The sequence below is a fragment of the Vibrio sp. VGrn 2 genome (genome assembly GCF_009361695.1).
Taxonomy (GTDB): Bacteria; Pseudomonadota; Gammaproteobacteria; order Enterobacterales; family Vibrionaceae; genus Vibrio; species Vibrio diabolicus.
Genome location: NZ_RBWD01000017.1, coordinates 43480 through 57018, shown reverse-complemented (window position 1 = coordinate 57018; position 13539 = coordinate 43480). Strand labels below are relative to the sequence as shown.

Sequence of the window (13539 nt, the reverse complement as noted above, 5' to 3'; positions counted from 1 at the left end):
AATGCCCAAACGGGTTAAATCAGTCGTAATGTGTTGTTTTGTAATTTGATTGAACAATATTGGTCGATGGAAACCGTCGCCCCATTCGCCAACGGCTCTAATAGGCATTTCACTCCCTCAAAGCTCCATCCGGTGAGCTTCTTCAACTCTGTAATGAGTGGGGAGTTACAGTTATTTTCAGTGCTCCAAGACGTCGCTCCGCGACTTTTTAAAAGACGCTTTACGTCTTTCGTTTGAACGAGCGAATAGCACTCGCTAGCGGTTTCGATGACTTGACCGCACCACTCAAAACCAATGATTTTTTTGATTGGTTCGCCGTAGTCGTTTTTGTTTTCTTTGTAAGCCAACTTCGCGCCCTTAGCTAACTGACAAAACAGTGCCCATTTGGATGAGTCTGCCGCTTGTCTCAGTTCTTCTAGCTGATCATCTTTTTGGGTTTGTTCGGCTGTCGCACGGCGTAAACTACGCCACAAAGACACAGGCTCACCGCCAAATTGCTGAAACTGGCGAATGCGATGCACCGACGCCCAAGCGCGCACTTTAAATGCGCTTTCTTCGGCTTCGGTGTCTGGCATGTGTTTACCGTTGATGTTCTTCGAAACGTACTTGGCAATGTACGCCGTTGCACCGCCCTTGCTTGGGTCGGCTTCTTTAACGTCAAAGCGTGGCGTGATGTCGTCGCCCAGTTCCTCACGGTCTGGCGCAATCGCCTCACCGCGGAGAATACGAATGATGTTGGCTTTGTCTTTGTGAGAGCAAAACAAGAAATAGTGCGCGTGACTGGTTGCATCTTTGTGTGGCTCGGCTACACGAAAGCCAAAGTATTCAATCTCTAACTTTGCCAACTTAGCGCGAGCAAGTGACCATTGGCGCATTAACTCGGCGTGTCCGTCTTTGACGCTTGAGCCGTCCCACTTCGGTGAATTGCGGTGATAACGGCTCGGCAGTGTCCACGTAATGAAAAGCGCGGTGTATTCCAGTTCGTCGGCCAGTTCTTCAAAGCCACGAGAGCGAACCATCATTTCAATGCGGCGATTCTCAGGGTTAGCAATGGTGCGCTTTGCCACTTCCTCTAATGGAAAGTGCTCGCCTGTTTCCTCGTTGTACACGCTCATCGACTTCATGTACTTCTCGGATTCGCGTTGCTTGCGCTTCCAGTTACTAAAGGAAATCTCTGACACGTATTTGCTTTGATGGCCTTTGTCACCCACACGGCTCATGGTGATTTGGGCGTACTCGATGTAGTCACCACGCAGACGCAGCAAACGACGTTCAACCCACTTTTCCGACTGCATTTTGAGTACCGCGGCTGTTAGCATTTGCTCTAACACTTCAACGTCTTTCACTTTGAAATTCACGTATGGCGGCTTGATGTGAATGGTCTTAAGTAACGCTTTTTGCTCAGAATAAACCGCGGCCAACGCCTCGACAAAAGAGGCGTAACCCTCGGCATTTAGGCTTGATAAAACCTCGGCGCATTGGTCGGCGTACTTCTCCGCGAACTTGGTCAGCGCGTCGTCACGCATCAAGATGTTGTGCGTCAATGGCTCGCTATGCGCACCCTTTCGACTGTCAACAAACGAGTAACGATTCTCGATATGGTGAGCGCACTTCAGGCCAAATTTCACCGCGTCTTTGGCGGTTTTAATCACGTTTTCACGTGTGGCGTTTTTGCGCTGTGTGCGCGCCTCTACTTTACGGCGCACATCGTTGCGAACTATCGCGGGTAAGCGTGGGAAGAATCGGCGTGAAAAGGCACTTTGATGAATGGCATCATTGGCGAACGTCTTGCCCGCCATCTTGATTTCTATGGCTTTGGTGTCGAAGTCCATGCATCCCCCTGATTAAAGGGAAGAATCCGCGCCCACTTGGGGCGCTTCATCTTGCTTGCGGATTTCGTGTAGTGGTTGGCCGTTGTTTTGCGCGCCAAGTGTCGCCATACGGTGAGCGGTAGTTGTAATATCGGCCAAGGTGTCGTTTTGTGCTTTGATGCAAGCGACAAGCGTCATCCCTTGGTAAAGCCAAAGTGAGGCTTCAACGGCTTCAAGCTCAAAACTATCGAAGTAGATATGAGTTCCGTTGTCTTGTGATGCAACAAGTTGGCGCTGATTGCGGCGCGATTTCCAGATACTAAGATTCATGCTACAACCCCCTGACGAAAACGTGTAGGAATGTAGGTCTGTTTCTTCTTAGGGAATTGCTCGGCGAACTTCTCGCGTAATTCTGCGATTTTACGCAGCGATTTAGCCGTTTTGATTGGGTCTGGATTTGCACACCCTGCCATATCAGGGCAAGGTAAGTGAATTGGGTTTGAGATTATACGTTCCATGTTCATAGCCTCCGCAAGCTGTCTCTTTTTTGAACATGGCAACCGTAAACGAATTATTTTAAACGTACAAACGAGTTAAACTACTGAAATAGCACGTAAGATGCTCTACAATTTAACAATCTTGTTTCTTTTTTAAACAGTTACTAAATGAACTACACAAACATACTTTTAGACAGAGTAAAAGCTAAGTACGAACTGGGCTCAGACTACAAACTAGCTCAGAAACTTGGCGTTGGTCGTAGTCGCGTAGCCCACTGGCGCGCGGGTAGCTGTTCTATGGATTGGGAAATAGCCTTTAAAATCGCTGACTTACTGGAACTAGATGATCAAAATTTGGTGTTCGGTTTGATAGATGATAAGTACAATAACCCCCGCTTAATCAATGCCTTACAAGCAGGCGCACCCGTCTAACCTATATTAACCCTTTCACATATAATGCGCACTGTAATAGTGGTTCCTGTGGACTTGTAATCACTAAGGCCAATCCAGTGCAAGCCATTGAGGTTCCTGATAATCCAAGTCCATTAAACTTTTTTGCAATTCCTTCCCATGCTGCTTTTATCTGCGGATTATTATTGCGAGATGATTGGTTTATGGCTCACCTGTAGCCTGCATTCCCAACCAATTACACGAGAGCCACTTCATTTTCATTTGGTTCATCGGGTCTGAAAGCTTTGCGCTCTTGCTGCCCGATGCTTCTAATCAACATTGCAATCACGAACCTGTGGCTATATGAAGCCGAATATACTTTTCTGGATATTTATAACGATAGCGTTTTCCTTTCCTCAAGTTGGATTTCACATACCGACAAACTTTTTTGTCACCACTACTGGTTACTCTTTTTATTACTGCTTTTTTACCTTTGTGTTCCATCTCTATCATGACATCACAATAACCTTGGTAGTCATCAAATTTATTGTCTGCTTTCCTTTGAATCTTAGTTTTAATCTTTTTAGCCAATGGATTCGTTTCCGAGTCGTCAGACAAAGCTGAAGCACTTACAAAGAGAAAGATCATTAAAGTTACAACGTATCGCATAGTTTAAGTCCGTTTATCTTATTGATTAATCAATGATAAATAATTTTTCTATAGATACGAAAATGGGACGCTATATTGCGTCCCATTTAACACGATTAAGTAACTGATATGTAATTAAGCTCGCTTCTTGCCTTTGCTCGCTTTGAAACCTTGATGCGGAAAAACGTTGCGAATCCGCTGTTGGATTTTTTTGGGAACGTCCTTGGAGAAGCTCAAACGCATGCCGGTTCGTTGGCTATATACCTTCATTTCACCACTAAACGGATTATGTTCACTAATATCTTGTAAGTTATGTTTGAAAGAAGGTGGTAGATGCCCTTTTACGTTACTGATATGGCCGTTATCAAACTTTACTTTTAGCACTGGTCTATCAACTGCGATCAACCAAAAGATCACGATGGCAGCAATTAAGATTACATATAACATTTGGCACTCCCTATCCTAGCTAGATAGCAATTTACTCAAATCCTCTTTGATTGAGGTAACTTTTTGACTCGCTTTTTCACTTCTCGATGCTTCAGAAAGTAGATATTCAATTGCGTCAGATAATGTACAACCGAGCTCGTTTGCTCTACTAGAAAGCTTTTCCCAAACTCGATAATCTAAGTCAATGGACTTTTTCTTTGTATGGACTTGCTCTGCATTGAAATGACGCTTCCTTTTCGCTCGGATAGCCTGCTTGAGTTTGTTGTCCAACTCTTCTGACATGTGGTTTTCTATCCAAGCTAATACAAGCGTAGGTTCGTGTTCAAGGCGTTTTAGCTCTGCAACCGCGGCATCTGCTTCACTTGTATCAATATGTCGGGTAATCGCTTCACCATCTTTCCATTTCTTGATGAGATACTTCCATTTCCACCCACACTCTAGATTCTCAAGCTGCTGATATTTCATTTATTCCGACCCATAAACATAACCTAGTGACAGCGTAACCCAGATAATTTACTTGGGCAAATAAAACTCTTAGAAGTATCGATGTTGATCACTCATTTGTCTAAGTATTGTTCATTGAGTGTTGAATGCCTTGAGCGAACCAAATTGGTGCTAGGGTGTTATAGTCCATTTCGTTATAATGTCGGCAAGATTGAATTACGATGAATTTTAATGAACCAACTTAATTGGCAAGACGTAACACCTTCACTTGAGCAGTACGAAGCACTTTTAAAGTCTGCACCTTCGTTACCAAAGAAGTCTTTTACTGATCTTCAACCGAGGATGTCGGCAACGATATCTCGCTTTTCCAAAATGTCGGGATTGACACGCGTGCTACTCATTAACTGCGTCGATAATTCTGTCTATAGAGAGTTCATCAGTAAAGCTCTTCAGAGTCATTCTAACGCTGCGATTGTTTTGTCGGAATCACTTGATGCCAAACGTTTATTTGACCGTTACAGTGTTGATGTAAGTGGTGATATTGCCTTCCAACCTGGCTTGATTTCACAAGCTGACGACGGTTATTTGATTGTACCTGCTAATCTCATTCTGGCTAACCCGGGACTTTGGCCGAATATAAAGTCTGCAATTCAACAAAACCTTATCGAGCCACTGAACCTAAGCCCTACTCGCTTATCTACTTCAGTACCGCCATCTAAAGCTTATGATGTAAAACTGATTGTAACTGGGGAAAGAAGTCAGTTAGCAGAGCTAGAATATATCGACGAGGACTTTTGTTCAGGCTTTGCCATGTATACCGAAGTTGAAGAAGATATTCATTTGTCAGAGCAGAATTTGACAGATTACTTTGGTTTGGTGAACTGGATATGTTCTCAATATCAGCTGCCTCACTTAACGGAGTGTGGCTTTAGAAGACTGTTGCTAGCTGGTATGAGATTTACTGAAGATCAACATTATTTGCCGTTAGGTGTAATGTGGCATTCTCAACTTCTAACACTTGCCAGCCAGTTCAGTGATGGCCAAACATTAGATTACGAGTCGTTAGATAAAGCGATTGACGACAAGTATTACCGCGAATCCTATCTTCCTCAGCGTGCCGTGTACGATATTTTAGATGGACAAGTCATTATTGAGACAACTGGGGAACAAGTTGGTCAAATCAATGGCCTAACCGTCATCGATATGGCTGGACACCCTGTCAGCTATGGTGAGCCTGCCAGAATATCGTGTGTAATTCACTTTGGTGATGGCGATGTTTCCGATGTTGAGCGCAAAGCTGAGCTTGGAGGCAATCTACATGCGAAAGGCATGATGATTATGCAAGCTTTCTTAAGCTCTGCTCTAAAACTGGATGAACCACTGCCTTACTCTGCCTCGATTGTATTTGAACAGTCTTATAGTGAAGTTGACGGTGACAGCGCATCTCTCGCAGAACTTTGTTGCTTGGTGAGTGCGTTATCTGAATCTCCAATTAATCAACAAGTTGCGGTTACAGGAGCCGTCGATCAGTTTGGTCGAGTGCAAGCAGTCGGTGGCTTGAACGAGAAAATTGAAGGTTTTTATCAGGTTTGTAAACATCAGGGTTTTACGGGAAATCAAGGCGTTGTCATGCCGAAATCAAACCTTAAACACCTTGCATTACATAAAGATGTAATAGAAAGCATTAAAAATGGTGAGTTCCATATTTGGTCCGTCTCTACGGTAGATGAAGCTATTCCGATTGTTATGAATAAACCTTTTAGAGGCGAAGACGAGAGCATTATTGGCAAAATAGCGGAACGTATTGAAAACTTTGAAAGACATGAGCATCCAGAAGGAATTGTGCAGCGCATCAAAAACTGGTTTGTCTAGTACTGATCGGAGTTGTTTAGCGTACACGTGTTCACTAAGATGCAGCTATCAAAAATTGGAGTAATTGATAATGCAAAACAAACGTGATTCTTATAACCGTGACGATCTACTTGCTTCTAGCCAAGGGGAACTGTTTGGGCCTGGTTACCCTCAGCTTCCTGCGCCAAACATGCTAATGATGGATCGTATTACTAAAATGTCTGAGACAGAGGGCGATTTTGGTAAAGGTTTGATCTTGGCGGAATTGGATATTACTCCAGATTTGTGGTTCTTTGATTGCCACTTCCCTGGTGATCCAGTAATGCCTGGCTGCCTTGGCCTTGACGCGATGTGGCAACTTGTTGGCTTCTTCCTTGGCTGGGTTGGCGGTAAAGGTAAAGGTCGCGCTCTAGGTGTTGGTGAAGTGAAGTTTACAGGCCAAATCCTACCGACGGCGAAAAAAGTAACCTACGAAATCCATATGAAACGCGTCGTAAATCGTAAACTAGTAATGGGTTTGGCTGACGGTCGTGTATGCGTAGATGGCAAAGAAATCTACGTTGCGAAAGATTTGAAAGTTGGTTTGTTCCAAGACACTTCAAACTTCTAATCACGACTTTAATCGATTTATAAAGGCTCCTATTTAGGGGCCTTTTTGTTTGCCTAGTCTATAAATGTAGAAAAGGCTCCGTAGAGCCCTTTCGAATCCTTCTTTTTGTATGTGGAGAGTTTATTTGTAGAGACCAGATTGTCTTTCATCTCTGGCATCACGCCAACCACCTAACCAATACGACCGAGCATCAACTTGTTGATATGGGCAAGCCTCTTGAGACCTTCCATTCAACCCAGCTTTATAGCCTTGAGATTGAGCTCGTTCTAGGCGATCACGCTTTTGTCTCTTCATAGTTAATTCCTCATACAGGTCCATTTACTAACGTACAGCTGTTATTGTGAAACTTTGATGGAGTTTTTATGACTCCACTTATAAGAATCGATCAAGTTGAGTGATTTCTCAAGGCATAAAAAAAGCAGAGGCTCAAATGTGTGAGCCTCTGCTTGATTTAAAAATTACTGACGATTTTTGACTATTTTCTACGGAACCCAAACAATCCAAGCATGGTCAAAGCTAACCAACCAAGGCCTGCACCTTGACGCTCTGTTGTCGTTGAGTCAACGCTTCGAGACACAATGTCCTTCTCAGTCGCCCCTGCAATAGGCACCAATTTTACGGCTACGATTTGTTCATCAGAACTACATGTCGCATTGTTTGCTGTTGTACTGTAACCGCCAGCACATTTCATCGCGGTACCAGAAATCACACCTGCATCGTTGATATCGGTTGCATCGATAATACGGAACTGGTTGTTTTGTTCAGAGTAGTCACCGCCATTAGTCAAACTATCTAGGAACCAAGCTTTTCCATTAAATAGTGTTGAAGCACGTTCACTAGTCTCACCACCTACACTATATGGGTAGATAAAACCGCGCTTACGACGTGGCTTGCCATCGTCTTCACGAGTCGTTTCCGCATCGAGCTGTCCGACAATTTCATTGTAAGAGTTGATCCCGCCCATCTTACCGCCCGCACCGCTGAAGAAAATTCCGGTACTTGGGTAAAAAGCGTTGATAGAATCCTTACGAACATCATTTACGATAAAGAGACGATTTGGAGCAGAACCCGTTGGCATTAAGTATCCACCTGAACGTTTTGCTTCACCAATAGCAACAAAATTTGAGTTAACATCGGTTAATCGTGAGTTTGTATGAACCGTATCATCACCCTCACGCTGTCTCGCTCCTACAACAACTTTGTTTTTCCAAGTTGCGTTTTCAACGCTACCTTCTGCCTCTAGGGTTCCGACAAAAACAGTAGCATTCAGATAATTGTCATCACGATATGTATTGTAACCCACGCCGTAAACCGTTGTTCCATCTGTGACAAGGTCACGCATACTTCCTTGAGCCAGTCTTTCTCCATCTTTAGATTTGTCACTTTGCCAGGCCAGCTCACTAACGGTTCCACTTTGATCCCAAATAGCTGCTTTCGATGTGTGGTGAGCGCCATTGGTATTGCTTGCTGTTCGAGATACACTACCAACGGTAAAAGTGCCATCGGTTTTCCAAGCGTGGCTTTGCACAACGCTTGCGTCGTTATCACCTGTAACAAAATTTGGTTCAATAGGTGCTACGACGGTATTTCTTGTTTCCAGTGTCGACTTGTTTTCACTGTTGACTTTACTTTGATTACCGACAGCGGCACCATCTTCGGTAAGCTGATTGATAACATTGTTATATTCATTTTTATAAGCAGCAGAATCGCCTTCTACAAATGCTAACGCATTAGAAGTAAAGTCTTTACTACGCTCTTTGTTCCATGGGGTCCAGTTTACAGAAGCCCAAGAGTCACAAGTAGAATAGCGAAGCTGGTTATAACAGTAACGTTCAAAATCTTTGAGTTCTTGGATGTAATAAAAGCCCGCGTCCAATCCAAATGGAATTTCCTCACGATAGCTGTTCCCATCCACGGCTTGTGTCGCTGAAATCGGTGTTGTGCGAGTTTCCATCGCAAGCTTAAATTGGTCTAGTGTACAGTTTGCTGCTGCATCAAAACAGCCCAAAGCGAAAGGGGAACCTGTTGAAGGATCTGTACCCGCATCACCTTGCTGAATTGCAACGCCGTAAGCCGTTTGGTAGTCACCGTTTGAACCATGATCCTGAGGTGAAACCTCAACCACTTGATACAATGCCGCCTGTGCGTTCATTGTGGTACCAACCATCATCGCAATGGCGGTCAATTTGAATTTATTACTACAATTCATTGAATTCTTAACTATCCTGTTGCATTGCTTCGAGTTCTTCCCATCTCTCGAATGCGATTTCCAACTCCTGCTCTAGTGCAGCAAGCTGTTCCAATACCGGCTGAGTTTGCTCTACAGGTTTAGCAAAGAACTCTGGATCGTTCACTTGCTCCTGAAGGCCCTCGATATCCGACTCTAATTGTTCTAGTTTAGCTGGTAGAGCTTCTAATTCTCTTTGCAGCTTATACGATAACTTCTTCGAGTTGTTCTTAGGTTGAGTTGTTTTGGGAGTTTCCTCAACCACTTTTTCTCTTTTCGCTGGCTTTTCAACCGCTTGACGAACCGCCAATACCTGTTCACGCTGCTGTCTTGCATCGTGATAACCACCAACAAACTCTTCAATCACTCCGTTCCCTTCGAAGATCCAGCTTGTGGTAACGGTATTATCAACAAACTCTCGGTCGTGGCTAACTAAAAGCAACGTGCCCTGATAGTTGGCAAGCATTTCTTCTAAAAGTTCCAACGTTTCGATATCCAAATCGTTGGTAGGTTCATCAAGAATAAGTAAGTTGTTTGGTTTCAACAAGATACGAGCTAGCAGTAATCGGTTTTTCTCACCACCAGAGAGTGCCTTAACCGGAGTCCTTGCGCGCTTAGGTGCAAATAAGAAGTCTTGAAGATAACTCAGCGCATGACGCTGACGTCCCCCAACCATTACTTCTTGTTTCCCATCCGCTAAGTTATCGATCACTGTCTTTTCTGGATCCAAAATCTCTCGGTACTGATCAAAGTACGCGACTTCTAATTTTGTTCCGCAGTGTAAACGACCAGACTGCGCTTCCAATTGCCCTAATAGCAATTTAAGTACCGTACTCTTACCGCAGCCATTTGGTCCGATAAGTGCAATACGGTCACCGCGCATAATGTTAAAGCTAAAGTTGTCGACGATTGTCTTGCCTTCGTAAGCAAAAGATATGTTTTCTGCTTCAAATACAATTTTCCCTGAACGTGAAGCATCATCGATATTAAGGTTAACTTTGCCTTGGACATCCCGGCGATCGCGACGCTCTTCACGAAGTTTCTTCAATGCGCGTACACGACCTTCATTTCGAGTTCGGCGTGCTTTAATGCCCTGCCGAATCCAAACTTCCTCTTGAGCAAGCTTTTTGTCGAATTCAGCATTCTGCATTTCTTCAACGCGGAGCATCTCTTCTTTTTCTTCTAGGTAGTTGTCGTAATCACCAGGGAAAGAAGCTAATTGCCCGCGATCTAAATCAACAATGCGTGTTGCCATTGATTTGATGAACGCACGGTCGTGAGAAATAAAGATGATCGAGCCTTTGAAGTCTTTTAAGAAGTTCTCTAACCATTCGATAGTTGTTACATCAAGATGGTTTGTTGGCTCATCAAGAAGTAATACATCAGGGTCACAAACCAGCGCGCGAGCTAAAGCGGCTTTACGTTGCCAACCACCGGATAAATCGGTCAGTTTAGTTTCTGGACTTAGTTTTAAAGCACCAAGTACGTTCTTAACACGGTCATCAAAACGCCAAGCATTAGAATGGTCAAGCTGCTCTTGAACCTTGGCTAAACGGTTGATGTTTTTCTCACTCGGGTCTTGAGCAACAAGATCGAGAAGATCGTGATAGATCTTCAGTTGTTCGCCGATTTCAGCCAAACCGCCAGATACGTATTCGTAAACCGTACCCTCTTGATTACGCGGTGGATCTTGTTCAAGTCGAGAAACAACGACGTCTTGAGTGATTTGAATCTTGCCGTCGTCCAACAAAATGTCGCCGGCAAGCACTTTCATTAACGTGGACTTACCTGCTCCGTTGCGACCCACTAAACAAACGCGTTCGTTTTCTTGAAGAGCGAACTCCGCTTTGTCCAGTAATGGGTGGTCACCAAATGCAAGTTGTGCGTTATGAATGGTAAGTAATGCCATTATTATCCAACCAATGTGTGAGTTGTTCTAAGTCAAACGGCCAGTTCAACTCAGAATCTTGATACTTTAATACGGGTATTGTGACGCCGTAACGAGAAAACAGTGCATCATCGAACGCAATATCAATGATATCTGTTTGCTCGGCCAAACCAATTTGGTCTACTAGAGCAAATGCCATCTCACAAAGATGGCATCCCTCCGTGCTATACAATATCAGCACGTATTAATCCTTTTGTTTATACTACGCGTGCGTTACTAGCCAACAGTTATGAATCTGTTTATTACGCGCAAAATCTAATGGTAACGTTTGAGAAGAAATATTCTGAGCCTTCAAACCAAGTTCAGCCAGCGACTCTTCATCCATCTTGAAGTGGCGCTTGTTATTCGAGAATACGATAGTGCCTTCACTTCTTAGTAAACGTTTAAGATTCTTCATCAGTTTAATGTGGTCACGTTGTACATCGAATGATGTTTCCATACGCTTAGAGTTAGAGAACGTAGGTGGATCAATAAAGATCAAGTCGTACTCACCTTTCGCGTTTTCTAGCCATTGCAAGCAGTCTGCTTGTTCATAGCGATGCTGACGTCCTACACAGCCGTTAAGCTGCATATTGTCTTTCGCCCAGTTCAAGTAGGTATTTGACATATCAATAGTCGTTGTGGAACGAGCGCCACCAACCGCTGCGTGAACCGTCGCACTCCCAGTATATGCAAACAAGTTTAAGAAATCTTTACCTTGCGCCATTTCACCTAAGCGACGACGAGTGATCTTATGATCCAAGAACAAGCCAGTGTCTAGATAGTCATGAAGGTTTACGATCAGCTTCACACCGTACTCGTTTACTTCAAGCGTCTCTGATACCTGACCTAATTTTTGGTATTGGCTGCGACCCTTCTGCTTTTCACGAACTTTAAGTACAACTTTGTTCGCCTCTACATCTGTCACCTGAATCGTTGCACGAATGATATCCGTTAGGCGACGTTTTGCTTTTTCTTCTGGAATGTTTTTTGGCGCAGCATACTCTTGAATTACGATTTGATCGCCGTATACGTCTATCGCCACATTGTATTCAGGAAGATCAGCGTCATAGATTCGGTAGCAATCTAATTTCTCTTTACGAGCCCACTTGCCAATCTTGCCAATATTTTTCTTTAAACGGTTTGAAAAGTCTGGTGCGATTTGAACATTAGTATCAGCCCCCTTCACTTCATCAGCACTGCGCTCTGCAATACTGTAGTTCTTTTGGTGACAAGGTAACGCACCATTATTCAATTTAAACTGTTTATCAGCACGCATACGAAGACAGCTCAGCAGCTCGTCTGAACTCGAGAAGATAGAGGCTTTACATCCACCAAACTCAGATTTTAGCTGTCCACCAAATGCGGTGTAGAGCGCAATTAGCCCCGGCTCAGTTCCTAGACGTTCACCGTAAGGTGGGTTTGAAACGATAACACCGTGTTCGAATCCTGCAGGACGAGTAATGGTTGCAGCATCACCTTGTGCGAACTCAATCAATTCTTCAACGCCTGCTCTGCGCGCGTTTTCTTGAGCAACTTTTAATACTTTAGGGTCGTTATCGAAGCCAAAAAACTTAGCGTCAACTTTCTTGACACCTCGTCTAGCTTGAACATTAGCCTCTGATTTAATCTCTGCCCAAGTCTCTGGTTCAAAGTCTTCCAACACTTCGAAACCCCATTGCTTTCGCTTAACGCCAGGAGCCATGTTGGCAGCCATCATCGCAGCTTCAATAAGCAAAGTACCAGAACCGCACATTGGATCGAGTAATGGTTGATGCCCATCCCAGCCACAACGCATGATAATCGCAGAAGCAAGCGTTTCACGTAACGGGGCACGACCCGATTCTGGTCGGTAGCCACGTTGATGCAAACCACTACCTACCATATCTATCCCAAGCAACGCTTTATCTTTATGCAAACGAACGTGGATACGAACATCTGGGCGTTCTTTACTGATGTTGGGACGCGGCAATCCTTTATTTTCAAAGCAATCTACGATGCCATCTTTGACTTTCATCGCACCGTACTGGCTATTTCTGATCTCACGGTTTGTGCCGTTAAAGTCCACAACAAAACGTTTAGAACTATGAAATTGGTTAACCCAGTTAATAGCAGATGTAGATAAATACAAGTCCATGTCGTTGTTACACGTGAACTCAGATAAAACACGTACAAATCGAGACGCTAAACGGCTCCACAAACAACAGCGATAAACCTGTTCGTTTGTCGCTTTAAATTTTACGCCTGCCTGTACTGGTTTCGCATTTTCAATGCCTAGTTTAGTCAGTTCTTCAACAAGCAAATTTTCCATGCCATTTGAAGTTACCGCGAGATATTGATTCATAGTGTTCTTTCGCTGATAAAAAATGGCTTCAATTATACCTGACTTTACGATCAATGCCTCGTTTTTAAAGGAATTTCCCCACCTGTTAGTTCAAATCATCACCAACAAAATGATCTGAAACTTTCAACATCTTCAATTTGAGTGTTTTTTATTCACGAACGAAATTTTGTTTCCTTGGAAAGAAGTGAATACTTATTTACATTGATTTTGGTATATACCAGGCAGTGATTGTTGATGTAGGTTACTTACATTTTTGCCTTATAGGGGAATAAATGGGGTCATTTTAAGCGCTAGGTTGCCTAGTTAAGGGAGTCATCAGATTGAAATAAGTAAAATAAAAGTG

General features: G+C 43.6%; 14 protein-coding genes and 1 pseudogene. 3 read left to right on the top strand and 12 right to left on the bottom strand.

Translation table 11 applies throughout. The features are described 5' to 3' along the window. Window positions 1–14 precede the first annotated feature (14 nt). Genes D8S93_RS21020 through D8S93_RS21010 form a run of 3 tightly spaced genes read right to left on the bottom strand, consistent with a single transcriptional unit; the run spans window position 15 to window position 2329 of the window. Complete coding sequence (locus D8S93_RS21020; protein WP_152815284.1) at window positions 15–1832, bottom strand: replication endonuclease; 1818 nt, start codon at window positions 1830–1832, stop codon at window positions 15–17. 12 nt (window positions 1833–1844) lie between these two features. Continuing rightward, the gene (locus D8S93_RS21015) at window positions 1845–2141 is read right to left on the bottom strand and encodes a hypothetical protein (RefSeq protein WP_017634764.1); all 297 of its coding nucleotides are present in this window, start codon (window positions 2139–2141) and stop codon (window positions 1845–1847) included. Further along, entirely contained in the window at window positions 2138–2329 is a 192-nt protein-coding gene (locus D8S93_RS21010) for a hypothetical protein (protein WP_005455288.1), read from the bottom strand. Before D8S93_RS21010 ends, D8S93_RS21015 begins: the two co-directional genes overlap by 4 nt. Before the next feature lie 147 nt (window positions 2330–2476). On the opposite strand from D8S93_RS21010, the gene D8S93_RS21005 reads away from it, so the two are divergent. Then, entirely contained in the window at window positions 2477–2740 is a 264-nt protein-coding gene (locus D8S93_RS21005) for a helix-turn-helix domain-containing protein (protein ID WP_005390085.1), read from the top strand. A gap of 1 nt (window position 2741) precedes the next feature. Here D8S93_RS21005 and D8S93_RS21000 read toward each other — a convergent pair. The 4 genes and pseudogenes from D8S93_RS21000 to matP form a co-directional block, all read right to left on the bottom strand. Beyond that, window positions 2742–2915 (bottom strand): annotated as a pseudogene (locus D8S93_RS21000) (DUF3693 domain-containing protein); the annotation flags it as partial. 128 nt (window positions 2916–3043) lie between these two features. Further along, window positions 3044–3367 (bottom strand): hypothetical protein, encoded by a 324-nt coding sequence (locus D8S93_RS20995; protein WP_104971713.1) that lies wholly within the window; start codon window positions 3365–3367, stop codon window positions 3044–3046. Between the two features lie 114 nt (window positions 3368–3481). Next, window positions 3482–3793 carry a DUF3634 family protein gene (locus D8S93_RS20990; protein WP_005396496.1) on the bottom strand — a complete coding sequence of 104 codons (312 nt, stop codon included), beginning with the start codon at window positions 3791–3793 and terminating at the stop codon, window positions 3482–3484. Between the two features lie 15 nt (window positions 3794–3808). Then, window positions 3809–4258 (bottom strand): macrodomain Ter protein MatP, encoded by a 450-nt coding sequence (matP, locus tag D8S93_RS20985; RefSeq protein ID WP_005396497.1) that lies wholly within the window; start codon window positions 4256–4258, stop codon window positions 3809–3811. Window positions 4259–4468: 210 nt separating this feature from the next. Here matP and D8S93_RS20980 point away from each other — a divergent pair, with 210 nt between their 5' ends. Together D8S93_RS20980 and fabA are read left to right on the top strand one after the other, a co-directional pair. Next, window positions 4469–6109 (top strand): S16 family serine protease, encoded by a 1641-nt coding sequence (locus D8S93_RS20980; protein ID WP_152815282.1) that lies wholly within the window; start codon window positions 4469–4471, stop codon window positions 6107–6109. A 70-nt stretch (window positions 6110–6179) separates the two neighbouring features. Continuing rightward, window positions 6180–6698 (top strand): bifunctional 3-hydroxydecanoyl-ACP dehydratase/trans-2-decenoyl-ACP isomerase, encoded by a 519-nt coding sequence (gene fabA / locus D8S93_RS20975; protein WP_005396499.1) that lies wholly within the window; start codon window positions 6180–6182, stop codon window positions 6696–6698. A gap of 120 nt (window positions 6699–6818) precedes the next feature. On the opposite strand, the gene rmf is transcribed toward fabA, so the two are convergent. The 5 genes from rmf to rlmKL form a co-directional block, all read right to left on the bottom strand. After that, the gene (rmf, locus tag D8S93_RS20970) at window positions 6819–6992 is read right to left on the bottom strand and encodes a ribosome modulation factor (RefSeq protein ID WP_005377453.1); all 174 of its coding nucleotides are present in this window, start codon (window positions 6990–6992) and stop codon (window positions 6819–6821) included. 181 nt (window positions 6993–7173) lie between these two features. Beyond that, window positions 7174–8907 carry a DUF3466 family protein gene (locus D8S93_RS20965; RefSeq protein ID WP_152815279.1) on the bottom strand — a complete coding sequence of 578 codons (1734 nt, stop codon included), beginning with the start codon at window positions 8905–8907 and terminating at the stop codon, window positions 7174–7176. Window positions 8908–8914: 7 nt separating this feature from the next. Then, complete coding sequence (locus tag D8S93_RS20960) at window positions 8915–10834, bottom strand: ABC transporter ATP-binding protein (protein WP_145532063.1); 1920 nt, start codon at window positions 10832–10834, stop codon at window positions 8915–8917. Continuing rightward, window positions 10812–11054: a glutaredoxin family protein gene (locus D8S93_RS20955; RefSeq protein ID WP_074190119.1), complete on the bottom strand. Its 243-nt coding sequence runs from the start codon at window positions 11052–11054 to the stop codon at window positions 10812–10814. The genes D8S93_RS20960 and D8S93_RS20955 overlap by 23 nt, the downstream gene beginning before the upstream one ends. A 21-nt stretch (window positions 11055–11075) precedes the next feature. Next, window positions 11076–13196: a bifunctional 23S rRNA (guanine(2069)-N(7))-methyltransferase RlmK/23S rRNA (guanine(2445)-N(2))-methyltransferase RlmL gene (gene rlmKL / locus D8S93_RS20950; RefSeq protein ID WP_152815276.1), complete on the bottom strand. Its 2121-nt coding sequence runs from the start codon at window positions 13194–13196 to the stop codon at window positions 11076–11078. Window positions 13197–13539: the final 343 nt, after the last annotated feature.